Source organism: Neobacillus sp. KR4-4, from assembly GCF_042136325.1.
In the GTDB taxonomy this organism is placed as follows: domain Bacteria; phylum Bacillota; class Bacilli; order Bacillales; family Cytobacillaceae; genus Neobacillus.
In genome coordinates, this window is the sequence record NZ_JBHHJU010000020.1 from 23,788 (window position 1) to 42,079 (window position 18,292).

An 18,292-nucleotide genomic window follows, 5' to 3' on the forward strand; every position below is an offset into this window, starting at 1 on the left:
GGGTTTGTTCGACTCTCTCACTTTCATTTCTCCCTCTTAAAATTCCCCGCTATAGCAGGAACACTCTCGAATTCCTTCTTCATGTCCCGAAACGAAATCACATCATTTTCTCTATCTTCACTTTAACCTTACAAAAATTATTAATAATTTATCATGGAATTTCTCCTGCTGCTGATTGACGCAAACCTTCCCTTTCTAATTTTTTACTCATTGATCTCAGCCAAAAGTCTGAGGATGAATATGTTATTCATTTTGAGAGTTGGAATGCTCATTCCTTATATTTTGAAGATCCTGCAGGTAATATTTTAGAGTTTATTGCACGTCATAACTTATTAAACTCGACACCAGGTCCTTTCACATATAAGGATATCTTGAACATTAGTGAAATCGGGCTTCCATTTGAAGACGTATTAGGAGCAGTAGATGTACTTCATTCTTCTTTTGGTTTAACTACGTGGAGACCGCCATCTCCAACATTTAGTACCATTGGAGATGAGAATGGGCTTATAATTGCTGTATCTAAAGGTAGACAATGGTTTATGTCAGATATCATTGCAGATTATCAACCATTAAAGATTGCAATAGAAACAGGCAAACAACACAATATAATATATGAGGGTTATGTTATAAATTCGAAGTAGTAGATTATTGATTTTAATTTTAAAGGGACTTCTCTTTTGAAGTCCCTTGTTAATTTCCTTTAATTTTCGGATCCAACGTTTCGTTTGCCAAAGGCTATCCTAAAATTAACATTAGAAAAGCACCGCTCCAATGATGAAACGGCACTTCTTTAAGTAAGTGATTGAACCCCCTGTACCTCAATACGATCCGGTCTTGTATAAATATTTAAAGAATGATTGCGAAGAAAACCAACGGTCGTAATTTGAAGCTCTTCCGCCAGCCTTAGGGCCAGTTCGGTGGGAGCTGATTTTGATAGAACGATGCCGCAGCCTATTTTGGCTACCTTTAGTAATACCTCTGAGGAGATACGTCCACTAAAAACAATAATTTTGTCTGAAAGAGAAATGGAATATTGCAAGCAATGACCATAGATTTTATCGAGGGCATTGTGGCGTCCTATGTCCGTTCTGTCGACGATGATGCCGTTAGTGTCACAAAGGGCCGCATTGTGAACACCCCCTGTATCCTGGAAGATAACGGACGACTCCTGCATTAGTCGCATTAAATGAAAACATTGGTCAATAGAAATTGTAGCATCTACGTTTTCCAGCGGCTTAACGGTTCTAGCATCATTATAAAAATAAAAGCTTTGACGGCTTTTTCCACAGCAAGATGTGACAACTCGTTTGGAATGGAACAACTCGTTTAATTTGTTCACCTTATGCGTATTGACAATCGCACGGCCTGTCGCTTCTATAATCGTTAGCTCTTTAATTTCCGTAATATTTCTGATAATCCCTTCAGACGCCAAAAAGCCAACGACTAGTTCTTCAATGTGCTCAGGGCTGCAAACAAGTGTTGCGAATTCTTGGTCATTCAGAACAATGGTAATCGGATATTCCGTAACGATGGTATCCGTTATTTTGTGTATGGCCCCTGCCTCGTACCGCCATATATTGCTTTCCCTTTTCATTGGCTGATCCATGCTTTTTCACTCCTAATTACTTTCCCGCGATCTGCTGGTCAAAAACAAAAACAGTCATGGCAATATCTTCACTTATATTAATATCAGAAAATAACCGTACTACTTTTGCACCCATCAGGTTTTCAAACCGTATAAGGACCTCAGGTTTTTTATAGATTTCCTTTACAAATCTCGTTCTCGTTTCATGGACCATCTGTTCGCCATGTTCGGAAGTAATCATAAACTTCTCCACATTTGTCAGGTTCCCTTTCATTTCACTGATCGCCCAGGAACCGATAAATTTAGTGGTGATTTCCTTTGGACCATTGCCGACATATTCTTTTCTAATTTCCCGAACAAGCATACTAAATTGATGCTCCAGATTCTTTGGCATGACTGTCCTCCCTATCTATACCAGTTAGTTTGATTCTAAAAAGGAAACCCATTCATGACTATAACGAATGGGTTTGTATTTTGTCTTTCATCCTACTCTTTTAATCCTTCACCCATACCTTTTAAAAGGTTAAATCCAAATCCTAAGACACGATTAATATCAGGATCCTTTAAGGCTTTCATTAAATCAAAGATGCCAATCTTCGAATCCTCTTTTAATCCCTGCTCCGCCTTTTTCAAGCCAGCCGTTAAGCTTTTAGCGAGCTTACTTGTTGTTTCGGGATCCAGCTCAGTCAGAATTCCACCTGCCGCCATCGCATTATTGATCATGTTTGTGACAGGCTCACGTGTAAACTGATGGACCGCAATTTTTGCTGCTTTCTCTTTCGCTTTTAGAAGACTTCCAAAAGCGTCTAGGATCCCACTATCATGTAATTCCTGGAGCAGATTCATTGTCTCTAGAAGCGACTCTTTATTTTCTGCAACCCCGCAGAGAAGATTCTCCAGGGATTGCATTTTCTTTTGTTCTTCTGTCATTTCTGTCTTTTGAATGACTTTAATCGGCTGAGCCATTACGCATTCCTCCTGTCATAGAAACCAGGGTTAATATGCTCGTTTACTTCTGCAAGCGGAGTGTAATCCCCGCGTTCCCACTTGCGGTAGATTTCAAGCCCCATTTGCGGTGTACGAGTGGCATTACGTGGATTATACCTTGGAAGTGGATTTTCACCATTCTGTTCAAGGACTTCCATCCGCACTTTCGTTTGTTTGTACGCTGGTGTATGTGTTACGACATCCACTGCTCCACCAGTCAGTAGGTTCACCGCACTCTCGTGGCTTGAGGAATGCATTGGCACATAAACCGTTTTTCCTTCCACACGATCGGTTACAAGAACAGGGAGTTTAATGGCACCGTATGGTGATACAAGACGTACAAATGAACCGTCCTTTACACTGCGTTCTTTTGCCAATTCCGGAGATACTTCCACAAACACTTTCGGGAATTTGTAGTTAAGTCCCTCTGATTTTTGTGTTAAGTTTCCTTCGTGGAAGTGCTCCAACAATCGTCCATTATCCAATGCGAGATCGAACTCTTGCGGGAACTCCATAGGCGGCACATAATCGAATAAACCAAACCGTGCTTTTTTATCAGGGAAATTAAAACCATCTTGGAAAAGCAATGGCGTGTTTGATCCATCAAGGGAGCCCCAGTGAAAGCTGTTCCATCCTTCAAGAACCTCATAGTTACACTGGCTGAAGAATGGTGTTAAGCTTGCCATTTCGTCAAAAATCTCACTTGGATGGGAATAATTCCAATCGAAGCCCATTTTTTTCGCGAGCTGTGTAAGAATCCACCAGTCTGGTTTACTATCTCCTAATGGCTGTAAAGCTTGGTACAATCGCTGCACACGACGTTCGGTATTGGTAAACGTTCCATCTTTTTCAAGAGATGGAGCGCCTGGTAAAATTACATCAGCAAATTGGGCGGTTGTTGTTAAAAAGATTTCTTGTACGACAAGGAAATCTAACTTCGCAAGCATCGCCTGAGTATGATTGGAATCAGCATCGACCCATGCCATATCCTCCCCAGCGATATACATCGCCTTCATCTCGCCTCTATCAACAGCTCCAAGCATTTCAATATTGTCAAGGCCAGGATTTGGAGAGATTTTCACTCCATAGGCCTTCTCAAATTTTTCTCGGATTTCAATATTTGTGACTGATTGATAACCAGGGAAGATATTTGGCATTGTTCCCATGTCAGCTGCACCTTGTACATTATTATGTCCTCGTAATGGGTAGGCACCAGCGTTCGGACGCATCATGTTGCCTGTTGCCAGAAGCAGGTTCGCAATGGCAACAGATGTATGTGATCCCGCGATATTTTGCGTTACACCCATTCCCCAACAAATGACTGTTCCATCCGCATCACGAATCATTTCAGCCATTCGGATTAATGTTTCTTTTGTAATACCCGTAATCTTCTCGGCCTCTTCCAAACTATAAGGCTCCATCATATCCAAAAATTCATCATAGTGATTAACATGATCTGTGATAAATTTCACATCGTGCCAACCTTGGTCAATGATATACTTCGTAATAGCGGAAAGCCATACATAGTCCGTTCCTTGCTTTGGACGAACGAACAAGTCAGCACGGTCACCCATTTCATGTCTGCGCACATCCACGGTGATTAATTTTTGCCCATGAAGTTTTTGCGCACGCTTAATACGAGTGGCAAGCACAGGATGTCCTTCTGCAGGCGCACATCCCACCAGGATGACAAGCCCTGCACCCGCGATATCCTGAATCGTTCCAGAGTCGCCGCCGATGCCTCCGGTTTGCTGTAATCCCCATGAAGCTGGTGATTGGCAATAACGAGAGCAGTTATCTACATTATTTGTTCCAAATACTTGACGAGCCATCTTTTGAATCAGGTAGTTTTCCTCGTTCGTAATTTTAGATGACGAAATAAACCCAATCGCATCACTGCCATAGGTATCTTTGATCCCGCCGAGTTTTTCCCCAACGAGCGAAAGAGCCTCGTCCCAGCTTGCTTCTACAAATACATCACCTTTTCGAATTAATGGTGTGGTAATTCGTTCTTGTGAATTAACAAAATCCCAGCCGAATTTCCCTTTTACACAAGTGGAAACACTGTTAACTGGCGCATTTTCAGATGGTTCAATTTTAAGAATTTCACGGTCTTTGGTCCATACTTCAAAGGAACAACCCACACCGCAGAATGTACAAACGGTTTTTGTCTTTTCGATTCGCTCTTCACGCATGGCTGCTTCTACTTCTGACACGGCCATGATCGTTTGATAATCCGGCTCTACTGCTTTGACGATATCAATCATGGGTGTAAGCAAGTCATCGGAAATACCTGTCATAAATCCTGCATTACCAAGCATGGATTTTTCCATTAAGGCGTTACATGGACAAACGCTCACACATTGACCGCAGGAGACACATGATGATTCGTTAATGCTTTTTCCACCGTCCCATAAGACACGCGGCTGATTGGTTTCCCAGTCAATAGTTAGTGTTTCATTCACTTGAAGATCCTGACAGGTTTCCACACAGCGTCCGCACAAAATACATTGATCAGGGTCATAGCGATAAAACGGGTGAGACATATCTACTTCATAGCCCTTTGAACGATGTGGTCGAGTTTGGTGTTCGACTCCCATCATTTCTGCCGTATTATGTACACGACAATTCCCATTGTTATTATCACATACGGTGCAATATAATAGATGGTTTTCTAGAATACGGTCCATGGCTTCCTCTTGGGCTTCTTTTGCAAGCTCAGAGGAGGTCAAAATGTCCATTCCGTCCTCGACCACAGTGGAACATGCTCGCATAATGCTGCCGTTTACTTCACACATACACGTATCACAGCTCTGTACCGGTCCGAGAACTTCGGAATAGCATATGTGCGGATGCTCCATTTCCTGCTTTAGTAAATAGTCTAAAATACGAGTTCCTTTTTCTACTTCGTGTGCTGTTCCGTTGATAAGAACATTCACTTTTTCCTTCACAGTAAGTCCTCCTTAGTAAAAAAACAGAGAAATCTATTAAACTACAAAAATTAATAGTTATTAACTTGCTTTTTTAATACTAGATTTTGCTTTAGATGATAATTGAAGAGAATCCTTGTGAACCGTCCAATAGATCAAGGCTACAAAAACACCGCCGCCAATTGCATTGCCGATAACTACTGGAATAAAGTTTCCTATATAATCTGCCCATGTGAAGTGCCCCGCGAAGATCGCTGCCGGGATGACAAACATGTTGGCCACTACGTGCTGAAAACCAATCGCTACAAATCCCATAATCGGGAACCAAATAGCTAATATTTTTCCACCGATATCGTCTGCACCATAGGCAAGCCAAACGCCCAAACAAACGAGCCAGTTACAACCAATCGCAGAAATTAGGGTTTTAATAAATGTTTCATCTATTTTAGCTTGGGCAATCGCAACAGTTTTGGTAAGAAATGGACCAGATTCCGTTAATCCTACTATGTGACCAAAGAAATAGGCAACGAAAATCGCTCCAATAAAGTTACTAATTAATACTAGCAGCCAATTCCTACCTAGTTGTGCAATTGTCGCACGCTTGGCTAGAACAGCAATCGGAAGAGCCATCATATTCCCTGTTAACAATTCGCCGCCTGCAATAATGATTAACATGAGGCCGACTGGGAAAACCGCTCCACCCAATAGAGAGCTGAAGGTCCCCCATTCTTTCGGCAGATCAGCAATGACTCGAATATCTAATAAAAATCCAAGTGCAATAAAAGCTCCACCTAAGAATCCTAATAATAGTGCATGTTCAGCACGCATGAATGCCTTTTTCGCGCCAGCATCCACTGCTAATTCCGTAATACGCTGCGAACTATGAAACGCCATATTTTTTCCTCCAGTTAATTGAATGTAAAAGCTTTTTGTTCATACAATGGGATTATAGCCGATCTCTTTGCACACTGTTTTTACGTGTAAATAAAAACGCAAAAAAGCCCACCATAAATCGGTTTCCATGCCATACATGGACCGTTTTACAGTGGGCTGATAACTGAGCATTTATTATACTAGCAATCCATCCCGCTACAGAAACAATGGAAGAACAGGATATACAGTCAATTATTATTAACTTACATCAATGAACGTTCCATCCTCTATAAACCTTTCTTATAGTAACATGGATTCATTGATTTGTGAACATTTTACGAATTTTTTTCAACTATTGGTTTAAAATTTTTAACTCTTGTTATAACTGAATGTGGATTTTGTGATGTTGGGAAAATAAAGGTAAAAATTCCACTTAAATTGGGAAATATCCATATTTCCCTATAAATAAAGGAAGCTTTTCCCCTTATATGATCCAAATCGTTGGATTTTGTCTTATTTTAGAGCAGTTAAAGGGAATATCTTCCCTTATTTCCACTTCTTAAGCTTCTTCTATTTACATTAACCGGAATTTCTCCGCCTATGAATTCTCACACGTAAACGAAAATCAACATTAAATAATAACAGAGCAACTTATCCGTCTGTTTTCTTATGAAAAAAATCAGGATTCCTAAATTTTTGTTTTTAGTGGTGACGAAAATTAGTACAGCCAACGTTAATGGTTTATCTATCCAATAATTTAAGCTCCGATTGAACCATTATTTTCAATAAATTAGGAGCTTGAACAACTGCACTTTTTCTGTCACCCGTTCCTAAGTTATCTTCTTTTTGAAAGAACATCCTTTTATAGGATCTATTCATTAATCATCTTTAATGCCGTATTTAATGCGTCAACAACCCTATCACACCAATTGTCAAATTCCTCATCCGGTATTTGTAGTTCAGGATGGGCTAATATGTATTCGACCGTTTGCTTAATCCCTTGGTCAAATCGGGTCGTAGCAACAAAATCGGGAACCAGTCTTTTTAGTTTAGTATTATCGAAAACGACGGAATTGGCCTTATCCCCCAATAATCCCCCCCTGTAATCCTCTTTACTGCATGCATCCAAAAATTCAGATGACACATGGATCGCATTCAGTTTAACTCCGAGTGCATCCGCGATGGCCTGGTAAATTTGATTCCAGGTTAGACTTTCATCGGAAGTAATATGAACAGACTCACCGATTGCATGGATATTGCCCATTAAGCCAATAAAGCCCTTAGCAAAATCACGATTGTGTGTCATCGTCCACAGTGATGTTCCATCCCCATGAATAATAACCGGTTTATTCTCAAGCATTCGTTTGGCTACCTGCCAGGCACCTTTGCTTCCTTGTACTCCAAGAGGAATCGAACGTTCGTCATAGGTGTGACTTGGTCTTACAATCGTAATCGGAAAGCTTTCCTCTCGATAAAGCTTCAGCAAATACTCTTCACAGGCAATCTTATTTCTCGAATATTGCCAATATGGATTTGATAATGGCGTTCCTTCTGTAATTCGATAGTCGGACAAAGGAGTTTGGTAGGCAGAAGCGGAACTAATAAAGATAAATTGTTTCGTTTTCCCGTTAAATAATCGATAATCTCTTTCAAGTTGTGCAGGTTCAAACGCAATGAAATCAGCAACAACATCAAATTCTAAATCTTCAATCAGTCTGGAAACTTGGTCTTCATCATTAATATCGGCTTTAAGTAAGTTTACCCCTTCTGGCAAGCGATTCTTCCGACTCCCCCTATTAAGAAGATAAAGCTCACATCCCATTGTTACCAATTGCTTCGTTATGGCAGAACTAATCGTTCCCGTCCCACCGATAAATAAAGCTTTCATTTTTCCACCTCCGCTAATTTTCAAGCAAGCCATTCTATTAAAACGTTAACAAATAATTATTCTATATTGATTTCGAAATTCCTTTTGTAGTTATTATAACTAAAAATATTAAAAAAACGGGAACACTGACCCCCGGAGTGCAGGTTGTGTTCCCTATCCCTATCAATTAGATATTTTGATTAGTGGTTCTTTTTCAATGTCTCACTTTATTTGGTCGGTTCCATAATCCTAGACCCTATTTTAATTAAGTAAAAGGAGCTTACCCATGTTTTTATTTTTCCTAAATTCTCAATTCCACATGATGGTCGAGTCCGTCATCTCGTAATTCCACAAATGGTCCTGCAGCTTTTTCCTGTTCAAGAATCGGAATTTGCACGCCGTCAACAGTCAACTCGCTTCCACTGCCACCAGACCCATTCTTAACGTTAATGTGGTAAGGAGTCTTCCCAAATCGGTACGTAGCAGAGAATCCCGGCCACTCACTTGGAATACGCGGATCAATATAAAGACGAGTTTCTCGGCGTCGAATCCCTAGGATCCACTCGATACCGGCCTGATAAAACCACCCTGATGCACCCGTATACCATGTCCATCCTGAATGACCCTGATTCGGTTCTGCCGTATACACATCAGCGGCAATTGCGTAGGGTTCACCTGTATATCTTCTTACTTCTTGGTCAGTACGAGTATGCGTCATCGGATTAAGCATTGTAAACATCTCCATTGCCTTATCACCATTACCAAGCTGACACCAAGCGATGATGCCCCAAATTACTCCATGTGTATATTGGGCACCATTCTCCCTGATTCCTGGTGGATAACCTTGTATATATCCAGGGCTTGGTTCAGTCTGATCGAAAGCTGGAGTCAATAGCCGAACAATTGCAAGGTCCTGCTCGACGAGTTCCCTGTCAAACGAGTTCATAGCCTGAACCGCACGATCCATTGGTGCCGCACCTGAGATTACGGACCATGATTGAGCTATGGCGTCGATCCGGCACTCCTCATTTTGAATGGAGCCGAGCCATTGTCCTGCATCGGTAAATGCACGTCTGTACCATTGACCATCCCAGCCCTCATTGTTGAGAGAGTCTGTTAACTGTTGCCGCATTGTCTGGAATGACTCCACCCGTTCAGAATCCCCACGTAATTCGCAAATCTCGGCAAATCGGTTCAGCACGTCACAAATAAACCAACCGAGCCATACGCTTTCGCCTCGTCCTTTCACACCAACCTGATTCATGCCATCATTCCAATCTCCTACACCGATTAATGGCAAACCATGCTCACCAATCCGGCTCAATGCCCGATCGATCGCTCGCAGGCAATGCTCATATACAGATCCATTTTCAGAAGAACGTACGGTCGGTTCATAGCGTTCGTGTTCACCCTCAGCAAGCTGTTCACTCACTAGGAACGGTGCGACTTCGTCCAAAACCGTTCGATCACCAGTATGCTCGATGTAACGTGAAACCACATACGGCATCCATAATAAATCATCCGAAAACGTCGTCCGGATTCCACGTTCCGTTTCTTCATGCCACCAGTGCTGCACATCCCCCTCTAAATATTGGTGGGAGGCGTGGAGCACGATTTGTGCTCTTGTTTTTTCTGGCATCGTATGCAGGAGTGCTAGCGAATCCTGCAATTGATCGCGAAAGCCAAATGCTCCTCCCGCTTGATAAAAGGCCGTTCTGGCCCATATTCGACAGGCAAGAGACTGATATAATAACCACCCGTTCAACATAAAATCGGTTTCCTTTGACGGGGTTGACACTTGAATTTGGCCTAAATGATGGTCCCAAAAAGAAGTAATCTCCTCCATCGCTTGATCACAAGCCGAAGGTTGGCTGTATTTCTCAGTTAACTGTAAGACGCTCTCTTTAGAATCATCGCATCCTAATAAAATGTAAATTACCTGTTCTTTCCCCGGGTCTAACGTAAGCTTAGCCTGAATCGCACCACAAGATTCGTAATGGTTGCCTGTCCGACATGACAATCCCACACGATCCATTCCCGCTGGATGTTCCATTGTTCCATTTCGTCCGATAAATTCGTTACGGTCCGCGGTCCACGTAAGATCGTTTAAATGGTCTTGGCCCTTATCAGCACCCATCTGTGGATACATCCCCAAAAATGCGGTGGCATCACGGAAGGTTTCTTGATATGTGTTTTTGGCGATCATGACCCGCGCAGACTCATCCCATTCCGTCACAATAAATGGTGCATTCATCTGTCGCTGAACCCCTAATACCCATTCCGCATAATAGGTAATAGAAATCTGCCTTTGCTCCGTAGTCTTGTTTTGCAGCTTCAACTTGATGATTTTCACCGGATCCTCTAATGGTACATATACCATCATTTCGTGTTTAATGCCGTTTCTTTCGTGATCAAACTTTGTAAATCCTTTGCCATGCGTTATTTTATATGGCTCGTTTGAATGATCTGCGGATGGTGCAACTGACCAGAACTGACCACTTTCCTCATCTCTTAAATAGGCTGTTTCCGTGGGCGGATCAAGGACGGGATCATTAGACCATGGCGTTAGCTTGCATTCACGGCTGTTCTGCCACCAGGTATAACCCGTTCCCATCTCGGAAATGAGACAGCCAAAACGAGGATTGGACAGGACATTAATCCACGGCGCCGGTAAGTGGTTTCCATTTTTAATCATGAGCCGGTACTCTTTTCCATCGGGGGAAAAACCACCCCACCCGTTGAAAAATAACCAATCTTTCGTTTCCGCTTGAATGGCTTGACCTGAAGAAACGAACTTATTTCTTGCAGAAGATACTGGATTCAGTTGGTCCGGCAACCCATTCTTCGTTTCAGACCTAAGCGGTTCATTTTCTGTTTCAACCTTAGGCAATCGCATTTGCGTTTCTATACTAGCACCGCCTGCTCGGAACTCGACACGAGCTACAGCCATTAACAATGCTTTGTCCTCCGCAGCCAATTGATTAGAGGCAATCACATATACTCCAGATAAACCTGCACCAAATCGGTCCACTCCATGTTCTGCCGCCTGCTGAAGTGCTTCTTGCAAGAATTGTTGATAACCTTCCTCCGATTCGTTAAGGAGTACAAGGTCGAATAAGAGACCAAGTCTCCTAATGTATTCATGACCTGTTAACATTTTTACAACGAACGGCATTTGGCTTCGGTCTTCAATTCGGACGAGGACAATCGGTCGATCACCAGATACCCCAAAACTCCAAAGTCCAGACTGACCTTTTCTATTGATTGAAATATTTTCACTCCGGCCCTCTTTAAGCGGAGGAGTATATACAATATGACCTGCCAGCCTTTGAAAATCAGTTGCCTCTCGATTCGTTAAATGCAGATTACGAATTTCAATCTGTCCTCGGTTCCATGATAATTGAAACGCCCGTTCCACAGCTTGATTAGGAGCAAACTTACGAATAATTTCGATTGCATCTTCCTTCCTCTCACTAACCGAAGTGACGGCCACTAATCGAATTTCCTTGCCAGGTTCAATGCAGATCCGCCGTCTCATCACAAAGGCTGGATCGGCCACTGAACCAACCTTACCACGAAGGCGAGACCGGATTCCTTGGGGATTGGATAGCCGATAGCCCCGGCCAATAAAGCTTGCGCGGTCTGTTTCAAATTCTACCGTTCCAAGGGTATCACCCTCCACCATGAGTGAATGTGCCGACCAGAGTGTCTGGTCCTTTGCTTCACGAGGTCTTCGGCCAGCAATAAGGCAGCCTGATCCAGCATCGAAAGCCGTCCGGATAAAAAGCTTGCTAAAGGCAGTATGGGCAGCATCCGCGATCGGATTGGACAAAGCAAGCTCAACAAAAGTAGTAACCTCCAAAACTTTCGCTTCGTCACCGTTATTGGTTAATGTTATTCTACGCAGCTCCGCATTCCATTCCGATGAAACGCAAATCTCCATACTTGTCTTAACCTCTCCATCCGCCCGCATATACGTAGCACGATCTAATTCAAATTTTACGTGTTGTTCCGGAGAATTCACTCGGCATGGCTGGTACGACGGCGACCATACTTTATCTTGGGAGATATCCCTTATATAAACATAGCTCCCCCATGGATCCATTACCGGGTCCTCGCGCCATCTTGAGAGCAATAAGCCTTTGTACTGGCTAAAACCACTGCCGGTATTCGTTACCACTGTTGTGAACGAACCATTTGAGAGAACGCTGACTTCAGGAACCTTTGTGTCGGGTGAAATATACTCTCTTACAGTTGGATCATCCTGAGCGGTTTTGGAATAAGGCTTGTGTACACGTCCCAAGGCTGGATGCTTAATATACTTCGGCGTTTTAGGAATCCGCTCTTGTAAAAGTAATTCTGCTGAACGGATTTGTTTATTCCGATGGAATCTTTCTACCATTGTTTTTGGCAACAATAGGTTCGCTAAGGTTAAGAAACTCATCCCTTGGTGATGGGCCATAAAACTTTGAATCACCTGATGCTGCTTCCCATTAGGGAGCCTTTCTTGCGTAAAATCCATTGCTTCATAAAAGCCATATTTACCTCGACCATTTAACTTCTCTATTTTTTTCAAAGCATCCAAAGCCTGATCCTTTGCAAATGGCAGAGCCATGATCGTTGCATACGGTGCAGTAACTAAATCTTGTTCAAGTCCTCGTTTAAAACCGAGACCCGGGACACCGAAGGCCCGATATTGGTAATTCATTTGGTAATCAAACGCAAAATAGCCTGACTCAGAGATCCCGAATGGCACTCCTCTCTGGTGTGCGTATTGAATTTGGCGATCCACAACCGCAGCATACGTCTTTTCCCACAAGGTATTTCGATAGGTCCTCATTAACAGCCATGGCATTAAAAATTCAAACATGGTTCCAGACCAGGACAAGAGGACGGGCCGTTTCCCCACTTTTGTCATCGTTCTTCCAAGTACATGCCAATGGGATACAGACACTTGACCAAGCGCAATCGCGACAAAGCTAGCAATTCTTGCCTCAGACGCCATTAAATCATACAGCACTTCATCCTGTGTATTTCGATCAGCATGGTATCCTAAGGAAAAAAGATTAGCTCTATGATCAAATAGTGGCTGGAAATTGGTTTCTTCAATCAATTTTTCAATCCGTTTAAGCAACACATGACCCCTATCGCGCCATATACTATTTGCCTTCTTACCGCTTCGTTGTCTCGAGACATCTGGTGCGATTTCTTCGGAAAAAGCCGTTTTCAGTCTTTCATCGTTATGAAAGTGGTAAATCGGTGTTTCCTTTTTATCAAAAGAGTCTAGCCACTCAGCTAAGCCTTCCTTTACCGTAATCAGACAGCCGACTAAATTTCCAGAATCAACTGTTGATATATACTTCGGTGACAACGGGTTCAGTGTTTCCGTGTCATACCAATTGTATAAATGCCCTTCCCACTTTTCCATCCGCTCAAGTGTCTCCAATGTCCGCTCCAACCGTAAAATTAATCCAGGGGTATCAATAAACGCAAAATCCCTCGCCGCTAATGCGCAGGTAAGATACATCCCTATATTGGTAGGAGAGGTTCGATGCGCTACCCCGTTCGGCGGTTCCATTTGCACATTGTCAGGCGGCAGCCAGTTCTCTTTTTCGGTAACAAAATCTTCATAAAAAGACCATATTTGCTGAGCCAGGTTCGTTAATTCTTCGAGCTCCTCTTCCGAAAATGCCAAACGTTCCTCTGGAGATGGCTGATCGAGCCACCTTATGACAAGTGGAGCACATATCCACATCACCGTTAATGTAAGCCCAATGATCTGCACCACTGTATTTTCATTAAATAAGGTTGCCGCCAAGAACAATAGACAAAGAACATAACCTCCTAACATGGATTGGAGCAAAGGAGTCCCCTTCCGTTCACTATTCCGATTCACTTCATCCGTTGAGACCCACTCGAGCATCCGTTTTTTTGAAAACCATAAACGATACAACGATCTCACAATAGCATCGAGCAAAAGGGCTATTTGAAACGGCAAGGTAACAATCCCTAGCAAGACTTGAGCCGCCGTGTTTAAAATACTACGCAGATTCATGAAACTTGTCTGAAAGGTAACAAGCTGGCGAAGAACCGGCAAGAACCATGTCGCGGCCACCAATGCAATCCAGCGTAAAGGTGATCCCGGAAGGATCGTGACTGCTAATAGTGTGGTAATAAATAGTGACGTAGACATTAGACTCCGCCGTAAATTATCAATGATCTGCCACTTAGTCAGTACAGACATATCGACTGGCAGCAGTTCACCTCTTCGGTTCTTCACTCTTGGCAGCAACCATAGTAATAGCTGCCAATCTCCTCTGACCCAGCGATGCAGCCGCTTTTGAAAGACGATAAACTTGGCTGGATAATGATCAATTAATTCAATATCGGAAAGCAGGCCTGCACGCAGGAAACTCCCTTCAAGTAAATCATGACTCAACACCCGGTTATCCGGAATCCGTTCACATAGCACTTGATAAAACGCATCCACATTAAATATTCCTTTTCCAGTGAAAATCCCCTGACCCATTGCATCTTGATACGGATCAGAAACAGCAAACGCATATGGATCAAACCCTGGATCCGCTGAAAATAGACGGGCAAAGCGCGATTTCATTGACGCCTCATGACTCATACTGAGTCTTGGTTGAAGCACCCCGTAGCCCTCGATTACTCTTGTCTTTGTATCATTTAGGATCGGTTGATTATAGGGTAGATGGAGTGTACCAATCATTCGCTGGGCGCTTTCTAGTGGAAGCTGCGTATCAGAATCGAGCGTAATGATATAACGCACATCCTGAAGCGTAGTCAACTCGGCTTTTATTAAAGCAAAACTTGTATCCTTTCTCCCTTTTAGAAGCTCTACAAATTCGACTAGCTTTCCACGCTTTCTCTCCCATCCCATCCAAACACCTTCTGACGGGTTCCATTGCCGCTTACGCTGAAAGAGATGAAAGTTTGTGCTGGAATAGGTCGTTCGCAATCGTTCAATTTCTTTCTTAGCCGCTGTTAAAATGACTTCATCCTGTTCTAGTGACTCTGTCTCCGCATCCTGGAAGTCGCCAAGTAACGCGAAGTGGAGATTGGAATCCCGATTCGCCAAATAATGCAATTCAAGCCGGTCTGTCAACTCCTTTACTTCTGTGATCGATGACCAGATGACAGGAATCACGACCATCGTTTTCGCATCAGCGGAAATTCCTTTTGAAAAATCAAATCTCAATAATGGGACTGGACTTTTGACTCGTTCAATAAACCAATGAGCTGAAGTAACCGCCCATTCTGACACTGGGAACAAAAGAGTTCCAAGAATAGCAAGCCATTGAAGCGGTGTAAAAAATTCATCCCAACCTATCCATATTGAAAAGGCAATCAAGAACACAGCGAAGGATACTGCTAACATATTAAAATAGGTCCCTGTGGCTCGGCGCATTAACCCTGTTTCTGGGAGAGCTCGTGGTTTACCACACATTTTTAATGCTTGTCTCAATAGCATCATGCCATTGGGATCTAATAAGTAGTAGGCAACAAATAATTGACGATTTTTATCCTTGCTATATTTTTGGTTAAGTTCTTTTCCATATGTATCTGCTCGTTCCTCGCTATATTCCTGTTCTTGCGATTCCTCACTCGATAGTTTCTCTCCATATTTATCTGCGAGCTCCACTGCCTGTGCTGCCACAAGATTTTCCGGCAGATTTAAACGTCTCGAAAGGCTCTCGATCCTCTTACGTAGAGTATCTCGACTAGAGAAATCAAGTTGCGCATAAAGGCCAGTCCTCTCTTTCCTTAGTGATTGCTCCACCATGCTAATTTGCTCAAAGGTTTCCTTCCAGTCCCATCGAGAAAGTTTACGCAAGCTAGTGATTAGGTTACCTGTTGTTACTTGGAAGGCAGCTTGGAGCTGATATTCATATGACAATATGTGATCAAGGCTCTCTGGTCCATTCTCCAATTTGCAAATAAGCCATTCGCCGACTGTTGCAGAATAATCCGCTCGTTCGCGCAGATGTTTTACCAAATGGACAATCATTGGTCCAGAAAGAGGCATTTCTTGTCCAGCTTCCTCTAATACTTGCTTCAGTTTTTCAGGGGTGATCTCTGTGGTCTTGATATCGGTAAGTAACTTTTCAACCAACACACAAACATCGCGTCTTTCCTTAACTGTATCCATGATTTCGGCCAACCGGCGAATCAAAGCCACCCTCATAATAAGCGGCACAGCCCAAACTTCACCCATTGTCAGTACGGAAACTTCTTGATAAGACTGTAGATAGGAAATATATGAATCCATATCTAAATGCCCGTCGTTAAATTGAAGATAGTCTGTACAAATAGAGTAAACTCTAGAATCCCCCGTTTTTTTGAGGTGGGGTAAAGAGTGAACAAAATTTTTCGTCAACTCTTGGTTTACAACAAGCACCTGCTCTTCCAAAAATTCCGCGTTATCTAGTAACCATTCTTCGGCTGGCTGTGAACAGGATGAACGATTATCTCTTAAGTCGTTAACAAAGTTACGCAATTTCTCAAAGTCGGACTCATTTGACCGTATAAAGCGTGTTGATTTCTTTCGACTTATGTAAGGATCGTGGGTTAATGCTGTTTTATGCGCTTCTTCTCTTAACTGCTCTTTATTAAAAATCAAATTATTCCCCCCAAAAAGGCATTTTTCACCAAGTGCTATACTGATAAAAATTGCCCATTCCGGCTGGAAAATATGCAAAAAAGTTCCATGGGGAATGTCAAGAGAAGGCATTTGAGGCGGAAAGTTTGAGTACACTATCGAAAAATTAAAGCATTTAAGCAATCTATTTACCTTCTAATAAAAGCGAATGTTACTTCCCAAATAAATGGAGAGTACCATTCGCTGATATTTTTTAAACTCTTGTAGTACAGGAGTTGTAGCAAATTTTTGCTTGATGAATATATATAGTTATAGTAAATATTATTAAACTAAAGGGTGATGATGATATTGGAACCTAAATGGCTGGATTGGGCGAAACAACTTCAATCCATTGCACAGGCGGGATTAACGTATTCAAAAGATGTTTATGACTTGGAGAGATTTGAATTAATAAGAAATATAAGCGTTGACATTTTAGCACATTACACAGATATGGACAGGCCTATAATCAAAGATTTATTTGCAGGTGAAACTGGGTATGCAACTCCTAAGGTTGATATTAGAGCTGTAGTCTTTAAGGATGATAAAATACTAATGGTCCGGGAAAATACCGATGGTAACTGGGCATTACCTGGCGGCTGGGCTGACATTGGACATGCCCCAAGTGAAGTCGCTGTTAAGGAAGTAAAAGAAGAATCGGGATTTAATGTGAAACCGATCAAAGTATTAGCTGTAACCGATAAAAAGTGCCACCCGCATCCTCCTTCTGCTTTTCATGTTTATAAAATATTTATTCAATGTGAAATTATCGGCGGGCAGCCAGCTAAAGGAATTGAAACAAGTGAAGTGAAGTTCTTTGCTGAAAACGAACTGCCTCCTCTGTCAACAGCTAGGAATACAAAAACACAAATTGAACTGGCTTTTAAATACTTAAAAAATCCCTATGAAGCAGTTTATTTTGATTAAGTTTAATTTATAAAAGTGCTTCCTTTTTTTATTAACTAAATGTTTAAGACCAAGATATATTAGGAATCCCTCCAAATACATCTTGGTTTTGAACTTCTATTTTCTTTAAATCCCCGATCTTTACACATAAAAATTTATACTCCTATTTTTCAAGAACTTTATAATGTGTCTTGTTTGAAATTCACTCTTTATCTTTATAATTTGGCCACTGCATCTTAATAGATTCTCTGAATTGGCCCATATTATAGTATTCACAAGTAATTGATGAGAATTTAAAAAAGAGCCAACCGAACTTTGACGGTTAGCTCTTTGACTAACTATGCAATTACTTTCGAATCTTTAACATCATTTTACAGCGGTGTGAAATACTAAGTAGCATTTGGAGGTATGTATCCAAATCTTGAAATGTCCATCTGTTTCTACCTTATAAGGCGAGACAATAAATCACGCCTATTTTTCAA

9 protein-coding genes are annotated in these 18,292 nt (G+C 42.1%); 2 read left to right on the top strand and 7 right to left on the bottom strand.

All coding sequences use genetic code 11. The annotated features are described in order from the left end of the window. Window positions 1-371: 371 nt before the first annotated feature. A complete protein-coding gene (locus ACE198_RS18605; RefSeq protein WP_375376633.1) occupies window positions 372-641 on the top strand; it encodes a hypothetical protein in 270 nt (89 codons plus the stop codon). Window positions 642-790: 149 nt separating this feature from the next. On the opposite strand, the gene fdhD is transcribed toward ACE198_RS18605, so the two are convergent. The 7 genes from fdhD to ACE198_RS18640 all read right to left on the bottom strand — a co-directional run bounded on the left by fdhD (window position 791) and on the right by ACE198_RS18640 (window position 16,886). Next, complete coding sequence (fdhD, locus tag ACE198_RS18610) at window positions 791-1,606, bottom strand: formate dehydrogenase accessory sulfurtransferase FdhD (RefSeq protein ID WP_375376634.1); 816 nt, start codon at window positions 1,604-1,606, stop codon at window positions 791-793. A gap of 16 nt (window positions 1,607-1,622) precedes the next feature. Next, window positions 1,623-1,979 (bottom strand): Na-translocating system protein MpsC family protein, encoded by a 357-nt coding sequence (locus tag ACE198_RS18615; RefSeq protein WP_375376635.1) that lies wholly within the window; start codon window positions 1,977-1,979, stop codon window positions 1,623-1,625. Between the two features lie 92 nt (window positions 1,980-2,071). Further along, entirely contained in the window at window positions 2,072-2,551 is a 480-nt protein-coding gene (locus tag ACE198_RS18620; RefSeq protein WP_375376636.1) for a helical membrane plugin domain-containing protein, read from the bottom strand. Then, entirely contained in the window at window positions 2,551-5,523 is a 2,973-nt protein-coding gene (gene fdhF / locus ACE198_RS18625) for a formate dehydrogenase subunit alpha (RefSeq protein ID WP_375376637.1), read from the bottom strand. The genes ACE198_RS18620 and fdhF overlap by 1 nt, the downstream gene beginning before the upstream one ends. A gap of 60 nt (window positions 5,524-5,583) precedes the next feature. Further along, window positions 5,584-6,396: a formate/nitrite transporter family protein gene (locus tag ACE198_RS18630; RefSeq protein ID WP_375376638.1), complete on the bottom strand. Its 813-nt coding sequence runs from the start codon at window positions 6,394-6,396 to the stop codon at window positions 5,584-5,586. A gap of 850 nt (window positions 6,397-7,246) precedes the next feature. Next, a complete protein-coding gene (locus ACE198_RS18635) occupies window positions 7,247-8,263 on the bottom strand; it encodes an SDR family oxidoreductase (protein ID WP_375376639.1) in 1,017 nt (338 codons plus the stop codon). A gap of 280 nt (window positions 8,264-8,543) precedes the next feature. Then, window positions 8,544-16,886: a glycoside hydrolase family 94 protein gene (locus ACE198_RS18640; protein ID WP_375376640.1), complete on the bottom strand. Its 8,343-nt coding sequence runs from the start codon at window positions 16,884-16,886 to the stop codon at window positions 8,544-8,546. A 327-nt stretch (window positions 16,887-17,213) separates the two neighbouring features. Here ACE198_RS18640 and ACE198_RS18645 point away from each other — a divergent pair, with 327 nt between their 5' ends. Further along, window positions 17,214-17,831, top strand: coding sequence for an NUDIX hydrolase (locus ACE198_RS18645; RefSeq protein ID WP_375376641.1), 618 nt, complete (start codon window positions 17,214-17,216; stop codon window positions 17,829-17,831). The last annotated feature ends 461 nt before the right edge of the window (window positions 17,832-18,292 follow it).

Bases quoted from the DNA above. Each gene is read 5' to 3' on its own strand.
- ACE198_RS18620 (WP_375376636.1), bottom strand. From the start codon at position 2,551: ATGGCTCAGCCGATTAAAGTCATTCAAAAGACAGAAATGACAGAAGAA.
- ACE198_RS18630 (WP_375376638.1), bottom strand. From the start codon at position 6,396: ATGGCGTTTCATAGTTCGCAGCGTATTACGGAATTAGCAGTGGATGCT.
- fdhD (WP_375376634.1), bottom strand. From the start codon at position 1,606: ATGGATCAGCCAATGAAAAGGGAAAGCAATATATGGCGGTACGAGGCA.
- ACE198_RS18635 (WP_375376639.1), bottom strand. From the start codon at position 8,263: ATGAAAGCTTTATTTATCGGTGGGACGGGAACGATTAGTTCTGCCATA.
- ACE198_RS18615 (WP_375376635.1), bottom strand. From the start codon at position 1,979: ATGCCAAAGAATCTGGAGCATCAATTTAGTATGCTTGTTCGGGAAATT.